The 16280-nt window shown below is 64.2% G+C and carries 17 protein-coding genes; 12 read left to right on the forward strand and 5 right to left on the reverse strand.

The window, feature by feature from the left end:
• Positions 1-38: 38 nt before the first annotated feature.
• The 5 genes from LDB05_RS04950 to LDB05_RS04970 all read left to right on the forward strand — a co-directional run bounded on the left by LDB05_RS04950 (position 39) and on the right by LDB05_RS04970 (position 4194).
• Positions 39-1097, forward strand: a complete 1059-nt coding sequence (locus LDB05_RS04950) for a TrmB family transcriptional regulator (RefSeq protein WP_226006818.1) — start codon at positions 39-41, stop codon at positions 1095-1097.
• A 132-nt stretch (positions 1098-1229) separates the two neighbouring features.
• Entirely contained in the window at positions 1230-2378 is a 1149-nt protein-coding gene (locus LDB05_RS04955; protein ID WP_226006819.1) for a S1C family serine protease, read from the forward strand.
• Positions 2379-2505: 127 nt separating this feature from the next.
• On the forward strand, positions 2506-2685 hold the full coding sequence (locus LDB05_RS04960) for a protein translocase SEC61 complex subunit gamma (RefSeq protein WP_226006820.1): 180 nt from the start codon (positions 2506-2508) through the stop codon (positions 2683-2685).
• The gene (locus tag LDB05_RS04965; protein WP_226006821.1) at positions 2685-3122 is read left to right on the forward strand and encodes a transcription elongation factor Spt5; all 438 of its coding nucleotides are present in this window, start codon (positions 2685-2687) and stop codon (positions 3120-3122) included. Before LDB05_RS04960 ends, LDB05_RS04965 begins: the two co-directional genes overlap by 1 nt.
• A 265-nt stretch (positions 3123-3387) precedes the next feature.
• Positions 3388-4194 (forward strand): alpha/beta hydrolase, encoded by an 807-nt coding sequence (locus LDB05_RS04970; protein WP_226006822.1) that lies wholly within the window; start codon positions 3388-3390, stop codon positions 4192-4194.
• An 87-nt stretch (positions 4195-4281) separates the two neighbouring features.
• Here the strand turns inward: LDB05_RS04970 and LDB05_RS04975 are convergent, their stop codons facing one another.
• Positions 4282-4569, reverse strand: a complete 288-nt coding sequence (locus tag LDB05_RS04975; RefSeq protein WP_226006823.1) for a DUF7565 family protein — start codon at positions 4567-4569, stop codon at positions 4282-4284.
• 110 nt (positions 4570-4679) lie between these two features.
• Here LDB05_RS04975 and LDB05_RS04980 point away from each other — a divergent pair, with 110 nt between their 5' ends.
• The 3 genes from LDB05_RS04980 (at position 4680) to LDB05_RS04990 (ending at position 7331) form a co-directional block, all read left to right on the forward strand.
• On the forward strand, positions 4680-5108 hold the full coding sequence (locus LDB05_RS04980) for a hypothetical protein (RefSeq protein WP_226006824.1): 429 nt from the start codon (positions 4680-4682) through the stop codon (positions 5106-5108).
• Positions 5109-5145: 37 nt separating this feature from the next.
• On the forward strand, positions 5146-5898 hold the full coding sequence (locus tag LDB05_RS04985; RefSeq protein ID WP_226007871.1) for a PHP domain-containing protein: 753 nt from the start codon (positions 5146-5148) through the stop codon (positions 5896-5898).
• A gap of 209 nt (positions 5899-6107) precedes the next feature.
• Positions 6108-7331, forward strand: coding sequence for a mandelate racemase/muconate lactonizing enzyme family protein (locus LDB05_RS04990; RefSeq protein ID WP_226006825.1), 1224 nt, complete (start codon positions 6108-6110; stop codon positions 7329-7331).
• 1 nt (position 7332) lies between these two features.
• On the opposite strand, the gene LDB05_RS04995 is transcribed toward LDB05_RS04990, so the two are convergent.
• Genes LDB05_RS04995 through LDB05_RS05005 form a run of 3 tightly spaced genes read right to left on the reverse strand, consistent with a single transcriptional unit; the run spans position 7333 to position 10019 of the window.
• Positions 7333-7809 (reverse strand): Mut7-C RNAse domain-containing protein, encoded by a 477-nt coding sequence (locus LDB05_RS04995; protein WP_226006826.1) that lies wholly within the window; start codon positions 7807-7809, stop codon positions 7333-7335.
• Between the two features lie 18 nt (positions 7810-7827).
• Positions 7828-9579 (reverse strand): DNA polymerase/3'-5' exonuclease PolX, encoded by a 1752-nt coding sequence (polX, locus tag LDB05_RS05000; RefSeq protein WP_226006827.1) that lies wholly within the window; start codon positions 9577-9579, stop codon positions 7828-7830.
• A complete protein-coding gene (locus tag LDB05_RS05005; protein ID WP_226006828.1) occupies positions 9579-10019 on the reverse strand; it encodes a DUF5788 family protein in 441 nt (146 codons plus the stop codon). The genes polX and LDB05_RS05005 overlap by 1 nt, the downstream gene beginning before the upstream one ends.
• Positions 10020-10191: 172 nt before the next feature.
• On the opposite strand from LDB05_RS05005, the gene LDB05_RS05010 reads away from it, so the two are divergent.
• The 3 genes from LDB05_RS05010 (at position 10192) to LDB05_RS05020 (ending at position 13152) form a co-directional block, all read left to right on the forward strand.
• The gene (locus tag LDB05_RS05010) at positions 10192-11124 is read left to right on the forward strand and encodes a rhomboid family intramembrane serine protease (RefSeq protein WP_226006829.1); all 933 of its coding nucleotides are present in this window, start codon (positions 10192-10194) and stop codon (positions 11122-11124) included.
• A 61-nt stretch (positions 11125-11185) separates the two neighbouring features.
• Entirely contained in the window at positions 11186-11977 is a 792-nt protein-coding gene (locus LDB05_RS05015) for an endonuclease V (RefSeq protein ID WP_226006830.1), read from the forward strand.
• 233 nt (positions 11978-12210) lie between these two features.
• Complete coding sequence (locus LDB05_RS05020) at positions 12211-13152, forward strand: SDR family oxidoreductase (protein ID WP_226006831.1); 942 nt, start codon at positions 12211-12213, stop codon at positions 13150-13152.
• An 18-nt stretch (positions 13153-13170) separates the two neighbouring features.
• On the opposite strand, the gene LDB05_RS05025 is transcribed toward LDB05_RS05020, so the two are convergent.
• Entirely contained in the window at positions 13171-13707 is a 537-nt protein-coding gene (locus LDB05_RS05025) for a DUF7097 family protein (protein ID WP_226006832.1), read from the reverse strand.
• Between the two features lie 122 nt (positions 13708-13829).
• Between LDB05_RS05025 and LDB05_RS05030 the strand changes: the two genes are divergently transcribed.
• On the forward strand, positions 13830-16280 hold the full coding sequence (locus LDB05_RS05030; RefSeq protein ID WP_226006833.1) for a methyl-accepting chemotaxis protein: 2451 nt from the start codon (positions 13830-13832) through the stop codon (positions 16278-16280).

The following is a 16280-nucleotide window of genomic DNA, read 5'->3' on the forward strand; positions in this document are numbered from 1 at the left end:
TTACAACGACCGCTCAATCAGTCACGTACTGACCATCTATGGACGACGACGAGCTTGCCGGGTTGCTCAAGCGATTCGGACTGTCGGAGAAAGAAACCGACACCTACCTCGCGATCCTCGAACACGGGGAATCGAAAGCCAGCACGATCGCCGACGCCGCCGACGTATCCAAACGGTACGTCTACAGCATCAGCGAGGAACTGGAAGAACGCGGGTTCGCGGAAGTCGACGATCACTCGGTACCGACGCTGATTCGACCGGTCGAGCCCGAGACCGTGATCGAGCGACTCACGGACAGCGTCGAGGAGATCGAACCGGAGCTGCAATCGCGGTACACGACGACCGAGCGCTCGGGCGAGCAGTTCGAGGTGATAAAGTCCCGTCAGACTGTACTCAAGCGAATCGAGACGCTGCTCTCGAACGCCGAAACGGAAGTGACCCTCTCCCTGCCGGCGGAGATCCTCCCGCGAATACGATCGACGCTCGAGGAGACGGTCGATCGGGGCGTCCTCGTCCTCCTCCTGCTCGGCGCAACCGAGGGCGATCAGGACATCGCATCGCTGGCCGGAACGGCCAGCACGGTCCGCACGTGGGACGCGCTCGTGCCGACGATGCTGACGGTCGACGGGCGGCACGGACTGCTCGCCCCGAGTCAGATACTGACGACGTCCACGAGCGATACGCGGGCGATTTCACTCTCCCAGGATCAGTTAGTGCCCGTTCTCGCCGGGTCCTTCCTGGCGAACTACTGGCCGACCGCTGAAGAGCGATACGTTACCACGCCTCGCGACCTCCCCTGTTCCTACGAGGGATTCCGAAACGCGGTCTTCCAGATCGCTCTCCATCGGGCGACGGATACGCGGATCGAAGCGTCGATTACTGGCTCCGCGGTCGGCGAACGCGACCTCCCGTCCTCGCTCTCCGGCGAGGTCGTCGACGTCCGCCAGAGTCTCGTCCGACCGGTCACGTCGACGCTACCGATCGAGAACGCGTTCGAACTCGAGGTCGACGGCGAGCGCTACACCATCGGCGGCACCGGCGCGTTCCTCGAGGACTACGAGGCGGAGTCGGTCACGATTCGGGAACTCGAGGAGTGAAATCTCCCGACACGAAGTCTTTCCCACGAGAATACACGTGACTCCTACGAGCGGCCACCTAACCGGACGGAGTATACCCGACTGTTGCCGGTACTCGTTTTATCCCGTTCGTCGGGGTGGGAGTGGAGCGTAATGGCAGACTCAGATCGATGTACTCGGAGACGCGTACTGCGCGCCGCCGGAGCCGTCACGGCGCTCGGGATCGGCGGGGCCGGAGTCGGCACGGCACAGAACGAAACCGACGGTTCGAGTGACGCCGGTCAGACCGGAGAGGCCGATGGTGACGCCCTCGATAGCCCGTACACGGAGACGTATCGCAACACGATCGACTCCGTCGTACTGGTCACCGTCGCTCCGACGGGTATCGGTCGCGGCGGCGGGGGACTCGGTTCCGGATTCGTCATCGACGAACAGCACATCGTCACTAACAACCACGTCGTTCAGGGTGCCAGCGAGGGCGGTATCGAAATCCAGTTCAACAATCAGGAGTGGCGGACCGCGTCGGTCGTCGGGGCGGACGCATACAGCGACCTCGCCGTCCTGCGGGTCGAGGACATGCCCGACATCGCCGCCGGACTCTCCCTCGTCGACTCCGAACCCGCCATCGGCCAGGAGGTGCTCGCGATCGGTAACCCCCTCGGACTCAACGCCTCGGTCTCGCAGGGAATCGTCAGCGGCGTCGATCGGGTACTGCCCAGTCCCGCCGGGACATCGATCCCGGCCACTATCCAGACGGACGCGCCGATCAATCCGGGGAACAGCGGCGGTCCGTTAGTAAACCTCGAGGGAGAGGTGATCGGCGTCGTCTTCGCAGGTGCCGACCAGACGATCGGATTCGCGATCTCAGCCCGCCTCGCGAACCGGGTCGTCTCCGCGCTACTCGAGGACGGCTCGTACGAACACCCGTATATGGGTGTGGGCGTGATTCCCGTCGGCCCGGATATCGCTGACGCGATCGGCCTCGAAGAAGCGATCGGCGTGCTGGTCGGGGAGGTCGTTCCGAACGCACCGGCGGACGGCGTCCTCCGACCCGCCCAGCGCGGCCAACCGTCGAGCGGTGACGTGATCGTCGCCATCGACGGGCAGGCGGTGACGACTCAGGCACAGCTCCAGTCGTACCTCGCTCTCCAGACCTCGCCCGGCGATACGATCGAACTCGAGGTCGTCCGGGACGGCGAACGGCAAACCGTCGAGTTGACGCTCGCCGCACGGCAGGAATTCGAGCAGCCGCAGCCGCCGATCGGCGGCGAACCGGGCCAGGGACCGCCGATCGGACCGTAATCAGCGCCTGACGACGGAGCCCGGATTCGTCGAGTACGGAGAGCCCGAAGCGGACCACCGTTCCGGCGGTCGTCGTTACGGGGACACGAAAGACAGATAAAAGACCCTACGCTGTGAATAGACAGACATGGACGTTCCGTACGACCTCACCTCGTACATCCGGGTGTTGAAAATGGCGACGACACCCACTACTGAGGAGTTCCTCCAGGTGTCGAAAATTGCCGGTGCAGGGGTCCTTCTGGTTGGTCTGATTGGATTCCTGATCGGCGCGATTATGCTGTTCCTGACGAGCGGTGGTGGCATCTAATGGGCATCTTCGCTGTCAAAACGACGGCGAGCCAGGAGCGCACCGTCGCGGACATGATCATCAACCGCGAGGAGGCGGAGATTCACGCCGCGCTCGCTCCCGACTCGCTGACCTCCTACGTGATGGTCGAAGCCGAAGGCGACGCCGTTCTCAATCGCGTTCTCGAGGACATTCCGCACGCGCGGAGCATCGTTCCCGGCGAATCGGACATCTCCGAGGTCGAGCATTTCCTCTCGCCGAAACCCGACGTCGAGGGGATCGCCGAGGGAGACATCGTCGAACTTATCGCGGGCCCGTTCAAGGGTGAGAAAGCGCAGGTCCAGCGGATCGACGAGGGCAAAGATCAGGTGACGGTCGAACTGTACGAGGCGACGGTCCCGATCCCCGTGACGGTGCGAGGGGACCAGATTCGCGTGCTGGATAGTGACGAACGGTAGTTCGTCAGACCGTGTGAAGGGCCGCCGTGCGGCGCATTGCGCCGCGACTGTCGGGAGGTGAAACCGTCCCGCAGCCCGCGAACAGACTGTAACGACCACTAAGCGTCCGTTCTCCGGAGGGTTTCTCACTTCGTTTCACGAACGACGAGTTTCGGCTGAACGCGCCCCAGATCGTTTATAAAACAACTGGCTTACAACATGAAAGAAATTTATATGTCCGCACGAAATAACGTGATGTTCGCTATCACGAAGCGAACGACAACCGATGACATTCGACAGACAACGTGATTCGGCTGCGGGGAACAGCGATACCACGAACGACATCTCGAGACGAGGGCTCCTCCGGACCACGACAACGGCGGTCGTCGCAGCCACTGGACTGAGCGTCGCGTCGGGATCGGTAGCGGCCGACACCGACGAAATCATGGAAGTCGACTTCCGTGACGGAGTACCACCGATTTCGGACGCGCCACAGGGAGAAGACGAGGTCGTGTTCGTCGTCCACGGCTACACGGGGTCGTCCGACAGCGTCGCCGGGGCGGAAACGTTCCAGCAGACGGCCAGGAGCGTCGGGTACACCGAAACCGTAACCGCAGTCACCTGGGACGATGGCGGGCTCCCGTGGTCGGCCGAAGATAGCGCCCGAGAGACCGGCGACCTGTTCGCCGGGTGGCTCGAGGAGTACACGAACGCGAATCCGGACACGACGATCCGCATCCTCGGTCACTCCATGGGTGGGATCGTCCAGATGGAAACGCTGGCGGCGATCGACGGCGCGTTTACCATCGACACGGCCGACAGTATCGGCTCCTACGAAGACTCGGACGCTCCCTGCGAATGCGGTGACTTCTACGATGCGATTCGGGACTCCGCCGGCGAGGTACACAACTACTACTCGACCAACGACTGGATCGCGAAACTCGGCGGCGGACCGGCCGACTGCAGCGGCTGGTACTGCGACGACACCCGTCCGGACAACTACGACGACGTCGACGTGAGCGATTCGGTGTCGGGCCACTCGGCGTACAAGGAGAGTTCGGGCTGCGTGGCGAAAATCGTCGACAACTACTGAGCTCCGCGAGCGGCCGCCAGTAGTGCCGGGATCGGGGAATACCCCGAGAGAGATACCGGCGTCGATAGCGGTACCGCCGACCGAACGCTACCGTTTCAGTTCCGTCGCGATCGCCTGCATGTCCGCGACTGACGCGACCTCCTCGAGCAGTTCTTCGCGTTCGCGAACTTCCTCGGAGCTGGCACCGTACGCACGGACGTATTCGGCGCGGCTGTGCTCAGTGAAGGCGTGGCGGATCGCGAGATAGCCGTCGGGGACGACGGTACCACAGACTTCGCACTCGCGTCGCTGGTGCTCCGTCGCCTGATGGACGACGGCAGACTCGACGTCCTCGAAGACCGCTCCACAGCCGTCGATCCCGCATTCCCAGGCCATTCGATACTGTCACTCGAACGGCCGCCCTAATGATCTTTTCGCAGCAACGTCTATCAGCCAGAACACACGTGCCCGGTACCGTTTAGTCGCCGCCTCCCTCCGTCTGCAGCATGCCCGCGACAAACAGGTCGAAACTGACCGAATTCGATGCCGATCGAGTCCGAAAGACGGTTCAGGACACGGTTTCCGGGCCGCTGTTTACGTTCTGTGAGTACGATACGGAGTCCTTTCGTCCGCTCTACGTCGACGATCGGACGATCTCGATGTACGACAGTCGGGACGCGATGCTCGAGCACTTCGAGCGGATCCACACGAACGTCCACATGGACTTCATGCAGAGCAAACTCTTCAAGAATACGCTGTTTCCGGAGGCAGAGCGCGTCGAGTACATCACCACTGCGATGGACTTCCTGAAGGTTCTCCGGGTGTACATCGGCGACGACGGGCTCTTCATCGCGATCGAGCCCGACGAACCCGTCGTTCCGATCGTCGACGCGATCAAGGCGACCATCGAGTGGCCACCAAATCAGAATTCATAACTCGGGTGTCGCAAAAGGAACTCTCGTGACCGATGGAGTGACGTTCCGAGTCGACTGTCACGTGAAGGTGCTCAACGACACGATCGTCGAACGGGCCAAGCAGGCCGACCTCGACGCGCTCGTGTACGCACCTCACTTCGTTCGTTTCCCGGAGATCCGCGACCGAGCGGCGTCGTACTCCGACGAAGACCTGCTGGTGATCCCCGGCCGCGAGGTGTTCACCGGCACGTGGCGCAATCGCAAACACGTCCTCGCGATCGGCCTCGAGGATCCCGTCCCGGACTTCATATCGCTCGAGGCGGCGATGGCCGAGTTCGATCGCCAGGACGCGACCGTGCTGGTCCCGCATCCGGAGTTCGCGAACGTGAGCCTCTCCGAACGGGACCTCCGGACCTACGCGGAAACGATCGACGCGATCGAAATTTTCAATCCTCGTCACTTTCCATCGAACAATCGTCGTGCGCGCGAACTCGCCGACACCCTCTCGATCCCGCCGTTTACGTCCTCGTACGCACACCTCCCGCGATCCGTCGGCATCGCTCACACCGTCTTCGAGTCGCGGATCGACGGCGAGTCGGACCTCTTGACTGCGTTCGAGAACGGCGTCGCCCGTCGAATCGTCTACGACAACGGCCTCGAGCGGTGGGGGACGACCGTCGCGGAGCTCAGCCACCTCGTCTACGAAAACACCTGGAAAAAGGTCGATCGCCTCTTTCTCTCGGGGACGGAGCCGACCCATCCCCACCACATCGCCTACGACGGTCGATTCGATGACGTGGCCGTGTACTGAAGACGGTCCGAGGCTGTTGTTCTGAAACGCGACGTCTGATCTCTCGAGTGATTGCTGCCGATCCCGAGGGAGCGAGCTGACTGCCTCCCGATCGGAAGATACACGTGGTAACGAATGGCACTACCTGTAACTATGAGTTCGACTCCCCATCTCCCCGCGAACGCGTTTACTGGTATCACCGACGGAACTCGCCGCAGAGTTGATCGGCAGTGAGAGACTTCTCGACTCACGCGACGGATCGGCCTGGCGGCCACGACGTCGAAATCACTGGGATCGAATCGGCCGTCGTCGAGGGGAACTTCGAGTGGAACCTCGTGGCGGTCCACACCGACGCGGGCGTAACGGGGCTCGGCGAGGCGTATCGCGGCGGTGGCGTCCCGGAACTCGTCGAGTACGCGAACCGGTTTCTCGTCGGTGAAAACCCACTCGACGTCGAGCGGCTGTTCCGGTACATGGTCCAGGAGATGTCGGGACACGGCGGGACGACGGGCAAGGTCGTCACCGCCGCCTCGGGCATCGAAATCGCGCTGTGGGACGCCGCCGGCAAGATTCTGGACCTACCAGTGTATCAGCTTCTTGGCTCCCGCTACCGCGACCGGATCCGAATCTACTGCGATTGCCACGCCGGCGAAGCGTACGCGGTCGACGACGGGGGCTTTACCGAGTACGCCGACGCCGAGGCGTACACGCCCGAGGCCTACGCCGCGGAGGCCGAGCGCGTCGTCGACATGGGGTTCGACGCGATCAAGTTCGATCTCGACATGGAGCGGGACAACGACCCGGACCCCTACAACGGCCGGCTGACGAACGCCGCGCTGGCTCACAAAGTCGAGGTGGTCGCCGCCGTTCGCGAAGCGATCGGTAACGAGATCGACCTCGCCTTCGACTGCCACTGGGACTACACGGTCGAGAGCGCGACCCGCCTCGCACGGAAACTCGAGCCCTACGACCTCATGTGGCTCGAGGACGTCGTTCCCCCGGAGGAAACGAAGGCCCAACGCGAGGTCGCCCGGCGGACCGACACGCCGCTCGCCACCGGCGAAAACCGATTTCGCATCCACGAGCTAAGCGAACTGATCGACGAGTACGCGGTGGACGTGATCACACCGGATCCGACCACCTGTGGCGGACTCGCGGAGTCCAAACGCATCGCCCAACGCGCCGAGGAGCGCTACATCCCGTTCTCGCCGCACAACGTCTGTAGCCCCGTCGGGACAGTGGCCTGCGTTCACCTCTGTGCGGCCGTTCCCAACGCCGACGTGCTGGAATATCACGCGCTCGAGGTCGACTGGTGGGACGACCTGCTCGCGCGCGACGAGCCGCTGATCGACGACGGCTACATCGACGTCCCGACCGAGCCGGGGCTGGGCATCGAACTGGACGAGGAAGTCCTCGAGGAACACCTGCTACCCGGAACTGACGGCTTCGACTGAGCTACGATTCGTCCGTCGACTCCCCGCCCCGCGTTCGAATCCCGGAGAGCGTTTCCGCGACCCGATCCCAGTGACTCCCGCGCCAGAAGTACTGTCCACAGTCTCGGCAGCACCACGTCTCATCCGCTCCGGGATCGGGCGCGTACTCCGGCGTCGATTCTTCCCGATCGACGCCCTCGAGTGCACCGTTACACCGGCCACAGAACGCTGGCACGGCCGCCAGCGAGAGGTCGAGCCCCGCCGCGTCGAGCGTCGCGAGTTGGGCTTCGACGTCGCGTGACTCGAGGAGGATCGACTCGTCTGCGCGACTCGCGAGCTCGACGTCTCGCGTGACGACCGCCCGGTGTTCGGCCCGAGCAGCGGCGAGCAGGTCGTCGTCAGCCTCGAGCCCGCGGTCCCCGGCGTAGACGGTGTCGTGGTTGCACATTCGAAGGTATGAGACGAGCCCGCCGCACATGACGTCGATGAGGAGTCGCATGAGGCAATCCCAAGCCGGTCAGTGGAGGAACTCGCGCAGCTCCGCGAGCTCCCACGTGTTGATCACGTCGGCGGGTTCGGCCCAGCCGCGACGCGCAGTGTGGACGCCCCAGCGCATGTACTCGAGCGTCGACGGCTGGTGTGAGTCGGTGTTGACCGCGATCGCGGCACCCTCCTCGAGGGCGGCCTGGACGGCGCTCCCCCAGAGATCCAGCCGGCGAGGGTTGCTATTGACCTCGAGTGCGGTGTCGTGTTCCGCGGCGGCCTTCCCGAGCGCGGTCGCGTCGAAGTCGAGCCCGGACCGCTCGTTGAGCATGCGGCCGCTGGGGTGGCCGAGCACGTCGATCGCCGGGTTCTCGACGGCGTGAACGAGCCGCTCGGTGGCGGTCTCCGCGTCCTGATCGAGCGCGCTGTGCGTCGAGGCGACGATCACGTCCAAGGCCTCGATCACGTCCTCGGAGAGGCCGATCTCACCGTCGGCGTCCACGTTGGCCTCGATTCCCGCGAAGACCTCGATCTCGGCCGTCGCGGCGACTTCGCGGATCGCCTCGACTTGCTCGAGGATCTCGGCGTCGGAGAGCCCCATCCCGCCGACGATACCGGGGCCTTCCGCGTGGTCCGCGATCCCGAAGTAGTCGTAGCCCCGATCCGCGGCGGCCTCGACCATCGCCTCGATAGTAGTGTTCCCGTCCGACCACTCGGTGTGTGTGTGGAGATCGCCGCGGATGTCGTCGTGCCCAACGAGATCCGGCAACGCCCCGTTTTCCGCGGCGGCGATCTCACCGCGATCCGTTCGGAGTTCCGGCGGAATCCAGGGCAAGCCGAGCGCTTCGTACATTCCGGTCTCGGTTTCGCCCGCGACGCGGTCGCCGACGCGCTGGCCGGCCTCCGCATCCGGGACTTCGCTCACGTCGAAGGCACCGTACTCGTTCAACTTCATGTCGCGGTCGATCGCGTAGTTGCGCAGGGCGACGTTGTGATCCTTGCTCCCCGTAAAGTACTGCAGCGCCGAGCCGAACTCCTCGGGAACGACCACGCGCAGGTCCACGCGGATTTCGCCCACGCGGATGCTGGCCTTCTCGGGGCCGGATTCGATCTCGTCGTCGACCGAGTCCCACGCGACGAACCGCTCGATCACGTCTTCGCCCGCGTCGGTCGCCGCGAGGACGTCCACGTCGCCGATCGTCTCGCGCCACCGGCGGATCGAGCCCGCCACCTCGCAGCGCTCGACCGCGTCGATCGACTCGAGGAACGCCAGCACGTCGTCGGCGAGCGGTCGCGCCTCGCCGAGTAGTTGGCGCTGCCCGACGGTCCGAGCGAACTCGAGGTTCTCGAGGATGTTCTGCTCCGTCTTGGGTCCGAACCCCTTCACGTCCTGAATCTCGCCGGCCTCCGCGGCCTCCTCGAGGTCGTCTAGCGTCTGCACGCCGAGTTCGCGATAGAGTGTGCCCGCGGTCTTGGGGCCGACACCCTCGATCCGCGTGATGTCCGCGATGTCGATGGGGAGTTCGGCGCGGAGCTCTTCGAGCTCCTCGATCGTCCCGGTCTCGACGTACTCGACGATCTTCGATGAGATGGCGTCGCCCACGCCGTCGATGTTCTCGACGGCCTCGCGGTCGCCGGCCTCGATCCGGTCGGCGATCGGCGACGGGTACGACCGGATGTTCTCGGCCGCGCGGCGGTACGCGCGGGGCTTGTACTCGACGTCGTCGGCCTCGAGCAGGTCGGCGAACTCCTCGAAGCGGCCGGCGATTTCGGCGTTCGTCGCCATCAGCGCCCCCTCCGTGCGCTGGCGTCGTCTTCCTGACCCAGCGCCTTCTTCAGGAACGACATCCAGCGCTTCCGATCCTGCGCTTTCTGAACCTGCTGTTCGCGCTCGAGGTCCGTCGGCCCGAGACTCTCGAGGGCGTTCAGCGCTCGGTCGATCCCGATAATGCTCTGGACGATCTCTTCGCCTTCCTCGCGGGTGATATCGCCCTCCTCGATCCGCTCGAGTCGGTCGAGGCGCTCGCGTCGCAGGTTCTTTTTGGCCTGCTCGACGCGCTCGCGTTCCCCGGAGGGCACCGTCTCGCGGCGCTTGATCTCGAAGACGAACGTCCGGAGGTCGATCTCCTCCCCCTGAATCACGATCGTCTCCGGAATGTCCGCGCCGACGGTTGCACCCTCGCGCTCGACGCGCTCGAGCAGTTGCTTGCGCTCGTACTCCTGCACACTCGAGTGTGAGGGACGGGGAGGCAAAAATGTACAGTCCCTGGTGGCGGTCGAGCAGACGGGGAACGCGTTCGATGACACGCTACCACCACTACTGAGTGGGTCGACCGATCCGAAAAAATCTCGCGAAAAATCCCAAATCCCTTAGCGACGCCGCACATACCCCCGGTCAATGGCCAAGTGCGACGTGTGTGGGAAGGACGAAAACATGCCGTACAACTGTCGGCACTGCGGCGGCACCTACTGTGCCGACCATCGGCTCCCCGAGAACCACGACTGCTCGGGGCTGCAAAACTGGAACGACCCCCAGGGCGTCTTCGACAGCGGCTTCGACGACGACGTGAATTCGGGCGGGAGTACGTCTCGGGCCTCGAGCCTCGCCGACAAGGTCCCGATCGATACCGGCCCGGGCGGACCGTTAGCGTACTTCCGCGGGAACGCGACGTACACGTTCCTCGCGTTGATATGGCTCACGTTCCTCGGGCAATGGATCACGCTGTTGGTCGGCGGTCAGTCTCTCCACCAATCGCTGTTCGTGCTCAGCTCGTCGAATATCGAGTATGTCTGGACGTGGGTTACGTCGATCTTCGCTCATAGCCCTGTCAATTTCATGCATATTGTCGGTAACAGCATCGTGATATTCTTCTTCGGGCCGCTCGTCGAGCGGTACGTCGGCTCGAAGAAATTCGCGATCCTATTCATCGTCAGCGGCGTCCTCGCCGGACTCGGACAGGTCGGGATCTCGGCCGCACAGGGCGACGCGACCGCCGTTCTCGGAGCCAGCGGCGCTGCACTCGCTATCATGGGCGTGCTGACGATCCTGAACCCCGATCTCAAGGTGTACCTCTGGTTCCTCATCCCGGTCCCGATCTGGTTGCTCACTGCCGGTTACGCCTTCATTAGCATCTTCTTCCTCACGGGTGCCACCGGCGGCGGCGGTATCGCACACATGGCCCACCTCGTCGGCCTCGTGATCGGGCTCGCCTACGGGCAGTACGTCAAACAGAACCGGAACGTCAGCGCGCCGAACCGCCTCGAGTTCGGCGGCGGTGGCGGTCCGGGCGGTCCGGGCGGCCCCGGCGGTCCCGGACGCGGTCGGTTCTGAGTCCGAGGATTCCCGAAACCCCGTAACTGATTTTCACGCGGTGCCTATCACCGCCCAATCGATGACCCAGCCCCGTCCCGACCTCGCACCCGACGCGGCCCTCTCGCGAGAGGAGATGGAGGACCTCCAACGCGAGATCGCCGACGTCGCCGTCTTCGAGGACGACTTCTCGTTCGATCTCGGAGGTCTTTCGAACCCGCTCGAGGCGGCCGCGAGCGGAGCCGAACCGTCTGTCGTCGTCGGCATCGACCAGTCGTTTCTCACGAACGACGAGGGCGATCAGGACCGCGCCCTGAGCGCCGTCGTCGCGATGCGCGGCGGGGAAGTGATCGAGCGCGTGCACGCGGTGACGTCGCTCGAGATCCCCTACATCCCCGGCCTCCTCTCCTTTCGCGAAGGAGCGCCGATCCTCGCCGCGCTCGAGGAGCTGTCCGCCGACCCGGATCTGCTCCTGTTCGACGGCAGCGGTCGCATTCACTTCCGGCAGGCCGGAATCGCGACCCACATGGGCGTCGTGAGAGACGTACCGAGCATCGGGGTCGCGAAGAGCCTGCTCTGTGGTACCCCCCTCGAAGACACCGACGATCTGCCGGAAGGGTCGTTAATCGGCATCGAATCGAACGCTCGAGTCGACGCGCCAGACGGCACGCTGCTGGGCTACGCCGTCCAGACGCGCCAGTACGATTCGCCGAACCGGTACATCAACCCGCTCTACGTCAGCCCGGGCCACCGCGTCGGGCCCGAGACGGCGGCCGACGTCGTTCTCGAGCTCGCCTCGTCGTACAAACTCCCCGAGCCGGTTCGACTGGCGGATCAGTACGCCAACGAAGCCAAGAAGAGCCTCACCGAGTAGACCAGCCGCCGTCTCCAGCCAGACGACCATCCGCCCGCGGCGGGTGGGAACGAATGGGACCGGCTGGGCCGGGGAGCGCACGTCGGCAGACGACTCGAGCCAGCCGGATGCTTTCGAGGTTGTTGCCGCTCCACTCCGGTAATTGACTCGGAGCGATCGTACTGATACACGAAAATTACGATCAGCGCGACAAACCGTCGATACTTAGGTATCGTCTCTCGAACCGGTCACACATGGCCACCGCTGAGGACGTCGAAGGGACAGCAGACGACGAGCCGGAGGGCTCCGTCGTCGAGGACGACCGCAGTCGCGAGAGCACTGCCGGGACCGGCGACAACCGCTATACACGCAAGCAGTCGGTCCTCATCACCGGCTGCTCGTCCGGGATCGGCCGCGCGACCGCCCGCGCCTTCCTCGAGGAGAACTGGCAGGTGTTCGCGACGGCGCGCAACGTCGACGACATCGAAGCCCTCGGGGAGGCCGGCTGCGACACCCTCGAGTTGGACGTCACCGATCCGGAACAGGTCGCGTCGGTCGTCGAGGAGACCGTCGACGTCGCCGGCTCCATCGACTGCGTCGTCAATAACGCCGGGTACGCCCAGATGGGGCCGCTCGAGGACGTCGCGACGGTCGACCTCCACCGGCAGTTCGACGTCAACGTCTACGGCCCCCATCGGCTCACCCGCGCCGCACTGCCACACATGCGCGCCCAGGGCGAGGGTCGAATCATCAACGTCTCGAGCGTCGCCGGGCGGATTTCCTTCCCCGGCTCGGGCGCGTACTCGGGGTCGAAACACGCTCTCGAGGCGATGAGCGATTCCCTCCGCGCCGAGGTCGACGAGTTCGACATCGACGTCGTCCTGATCGAACCCGGTCCGGTCGAGACCGAGTTCACCGACCGCGTCGACGAGGAGCTCCCCGGAGACGAACGGACCCCGGCCTACGAATCGCTGTACGAACTCTACGACGACGCTCAGTTGATCGGCGGCGGGAGCGGCGGTCCCTTCGCCTCCGAACCCGAAGACGTCGCCGACGCGATCCTCGATTCGGCGACCAGTCCCGATCCGCCGGCGCGGTATCCGGTCGGGCCGCTCGCCCAATACGGACTGTACGCTCGCTATCTCCCGGATCGGCTGCGCGATGCAGTCTACGGGCTCGCGCGAAAACTGGCCTGACCGTTGAACCGTTCCGCTCTACCCCGAGTACCGGTCGTCGTCGTACCGCTCGGCTGCCGACTCGAACCCCAGTTCCGACTGTTCCTGGCTGCGCCGCTCCTCGAGCGCCGCGATCGCGTCGGGGTCCGGCGCGGCATCGTCGGTGATCCGCGCCCACGAGTTGTGGACTTTGGCGTGGCACCACCGACAGAGGTAAATCGTGATCTCGTGGGAGAGGGTTTCGCCGCCGCGATCGTAGGAGAGGTGGTGTTCCTCGAGCAGCGGTCGTTCGTCGTCGTGAGCCATCCGCTTTTCCTCGAGCCCGCAGCGAACGCACTCGCGGTCGCGGTTGCGCGAGCGGAAGTGGGGACAGTCGGCCCACGACCAGTCCGATTCGGGGTCGACGACGGGGCACTCGTAGTCGCCGTCCGCGCGCTCGCTGGCGAATTGAGGGTCCTGCTGGTAGTGTTCGAGTGCGTACCGACACTGGCCCTCGCCGGTGAGATAGTCACAGAGGCCCGCGAACTCGTAGGGGTCGTCGACGCCGACGGACGTTCCCCGTGGCGTTTTCTCCATACCGGTTTCCGGGTTCGACTCGAATCGATTTGAATGCTCCGAGCGTCTCGGCCCTTACCAGCAGAGTAATGTATGATGTAATAATTCGTAAAGAATAAGAACAGTGGCGGGAGTCATCAGTTATGATGGGGGACCTACGGAACGTCGTACCCGCACCTATCCGGAGGAGTTACGCGCTAAAATTCGGAATCGTGTTGCTCGTCATGGCGATCTCGGTCGGCTCACTGGGGCTGGTCGCGACGGCTACGCTCACCGACAGCGTCGAAACGACGACGCTCGACGACCAGCAAGATACTGCAGTACGGGAGGCCCAGGCGATCGATAACTGGGACGATCGGAACGCACAACTCGTCGCATCGACGTCCCACGCTCCCGTTTTCGGCACGGGCGACGACGCAGCGATCGAAGCGTACCTACAGGATAGTTATTCTGACTTCCCGGAAGCCCGGATGAACGCGATGTACGTCGATACGTCCACAGGTGAGATTCGGGAGGGCGTCGACACCGACGCCGCGACCCTCGAGGAGTTACAGTTCCCCGCCAGTGAGGAGCTCGAGGGTGATCTCTCGCAACACAGTATCCAGCGGACTGACCCGTACGCGATGCCCGACGAGTCGGGACTGGCGTTCGACACCCGCCCCGTCGTCTCGTACTACGTCGGCGTCGGCGAGAATCGAGCGCTCGTCATTACGTTCAACCTCGCGGACCGGTCGTCGAACGTGCTCTCGAGTACGGACTCGGATACCGTCATGACGGTCGTCGACGAAGAGGGCAGAATCGTCGGCGATGACGCCTACCTCGGCTACGAAGACGGCCGGGAAGCAGTGACGTTCTTCGAACCCTACGAGGGTAACGACGCCCTCCTCGAATCTGCACGGGAGGGACCGGGCGCGACGAAAATCGACGGAAAGCCCCCGGAGATACTTCACGAAGAGCCGTATAACTTCGCCCCCGACGGCTACGTTGTCGGCTATCACACGACCGCTGACGGGTGGACGGTCCTCGTCCATACCGCCGAGTCGGACGCGTTCGGCTTCGTCAACGCGGTCAACCGGTTCGGTACCGGAATCACGCTCGGCGGCGTCCTCCTGATCGGCCTGCTCGGTGCCGTACTGGGTCGGACCACGGCGCGATCGATCGATCGGCTGACTCGAGCCGTCGGTGAGATGGAGGATGGAAACCTCGACGTCGCGGTCGAAACCGAGCGGATCGACAACATCGGTCGGCTGTACGACGGATTCGCCTCGATGCGAGACGAACTGAAACAGAAGATCACCGAAGCCGAAGCGGCGCGGGCGGACGCCGAACGCGAACGCGAGCGCGTCGAGGAGATCAACGAGGATCTCCAGGAGGCGGCGGCCTCGTACTGCGACGTGATGGAAGCGGCCGCGGACGGTGATCTCACCGTTCGGATGGATTCGGGGACGTCGGAAAACGAGACTATGCAGGCCATCGCGACCGACTTCAACGAGATGCTCACCGAACTCGAGGGAACCGTCGAACAGATCAGTCGGTTCGCCACCGACGTCGCGACCGCCAGCGAACAGGTCACCGCCTCGAGCGAGGAAGTCAAATCCGCGAGCGAACAGGTGAGCGAGTCGATTCAGGAGATTTCCAACGGTGCGGACAACCAGTACGAATCGCTCCGCTCGGTCGACGCGGAGATGAACACGCTTTCGACGACGACCGAAGAGATCGCCGCCACGTCGAACGAGGTCGCAACCGCCGCGGAACGAACCGCACGGACCAGTCGCGAGGGGCACGACGCCGCGCAGGAAGCGATCGATGCCTGTGAACACCTCGAGACGGAGCGAGACGCGGTCGTCGAGGAGTTCGAACAGCTTCGCGAGGAAGTCGCGCAGATCGACGATCTGACCGATAGCATCGCCGACATCGCCGAGCAGACCAACATGCTCGCGCTCAACGCCAACATCGAAGCGTCCAGATCCGCGTCGGCGGACGGCGACGATGGCGGGTTCGCCGCGGTCGCCGCCGAAGTCAAGGAGCTCTCGCAGGACGTCAAAGACGCGACCGACGAGATCGGGTCCAGGCTCGAACGGATCCAGGATCAGACGGAACAGTCGGCGGAGGAGGTCGACCGAACGAGTCAGGAAATCGAACGCGTTCACGACCTCGTCACGGACACCGTCTCCTCGCTCGAGGAAATCGCCGAGTACGCCCAGGAGACGAACGACGGCGTCCAGTCGATCTCGACGGCGACCGAAGAACAGGCGTCATCGACGCAGGAAGTCGTCGCAATGGTGGACGAGGTCGCGACGATCGCCGAAGAGACGACCGCCGAAGCCGAAACCGTCGCCGCCTCGGCCGAAGAACAGACGTCCGCACTGACGGCGGTATCCGAATCGGCGGGCGACCTCTCACAGCAGGCAGTGGCGCTCTCGGAGGCGCTCGATCGGTTCGACACCGACGCCGATGGGAGTGGGGCGGCCGTCGACTCGCTTCCGGAGACGATCGACGCCGCAGCCGACAGTGCCGGCTCAGACCCGACGGACGACGACTTCGATCCGAGCGAGACGGACGCCGACGGCTCGGCGTTTTCGTTCGGGGAATAA

Source organism: Natrinema salinisoli (assembly GCF_020405205.1).
GTDB lineage: Archaea > Halobacteriota > Halobacteria > Halobacteriales > Natrialbaceae > Natrinema > Natrinema salinisoli.

What these genes read in the sequence shown, in the direction of transcription:
- LDB05_RS04970 (WP_226006822.1), top strand. Translation starts at nt 3,388, where the DNA reads ATGACATTCGACAGACAACGTGATTCGGCTGCGGGGAACAGCGATACC.
- LDB05_RS05020 (WP_226006831.1), top strand. Translation starts at nt 12,211, where the DNA reads ATGGCCACCGCTGAGGACGTCGAAGGGACAGCAGACGACGAGCCGGAG.
- LDB05_RS04980 (WP_226006824.1), top strand. Translation starts at nt 4,680, where the DNA reads ATGCCCGCGACAAACAGGTCGAAACTGACCGAATTCGATGCCGATCGA.
- LDB05_RS04955 (WP_226006819.1), top strand. Translation starts at nt 1,230, where the DNA reads ATGGCAGACTCAGATCGATGTACTCGGAGACGCGTACTGCGCGCCGCC.
- LDB05_RS05015 (WP_226006830.1), top strand. Translation starts at nt 11,186, where the DNA reads ATGACCCAGCCCCGTCCCGACCTCGCACCCGACGCGGCCCTCTCGCGA.
- LDB05_RS04975 (WP_226006823.1), bottom strand. Translation starts at nt 4,569, where the DNA reads ATGGCCTGGGAATGCGGGATCGACGGCTGTGGAGCGGTCTTCGAGGAC.
- LDB05_RS05010 (WP_226006829.1), top strand. Translation starts at nt 10,192, where the DNA reads ATGGCCAAGTGCGACGTGTGTGGGAAGGACGAAAACATGCCGTACAAC.
- polX (WP_226006827.1), bottom strand. Translation starts at nt 9,579, where the DNA reads ATGGCGACGAACGCCGAAATCGCCGGCCGCTTCGAGGAGTTCGCCGAC.
- LDB05_RS04965 (WP_226006821.1), top strand. Translation starts at nt 2,685, where the DNA reads ATGGGCATCTTCGCTGTCAAAACGACGGCGAGCCAGGAGCGCACCGTC.
- LDB05_RS04950 (WP_226006818.1), top strand. Translation starts at nt 39, where the DNA reads ATGGACGACGACGAGCTTGCCGGGTTGCTCAAGCGATTCGGACTGTCG.
- LDB05_RS04995 (WP_226006826.1), bottom strand. Translation starts at nt 7,809, where the DNA reads ATGCGACTCCTCATCGACGTCATGTGCGGCGGGCTCGTCTCATACCTT.
- LDB05_RS04960 (WP_226006820.1), top strand. Translation starts at nt 2,506, where the DNA reads ATGGACGTTCCGTACGACCTCACCTCGTACATCCGGGTGTTGAAAATG.
- LDB05_RS05025 (WP_226006832.1), bottom strand. Translation starts at nt 13,707, where the DNA reads ATGGAGAAAACGCCACGGGGAACGTCCGTCGGCGTCGACGACCCCTAC.
- LDB05_RS05030 (WP_226006833.1), top strand. Translation starts at nt 13,830, where the DNA reads ATGATGGGGGACCTACGGAACGTCGTACCCGCACCTATCCGGAGGAGT.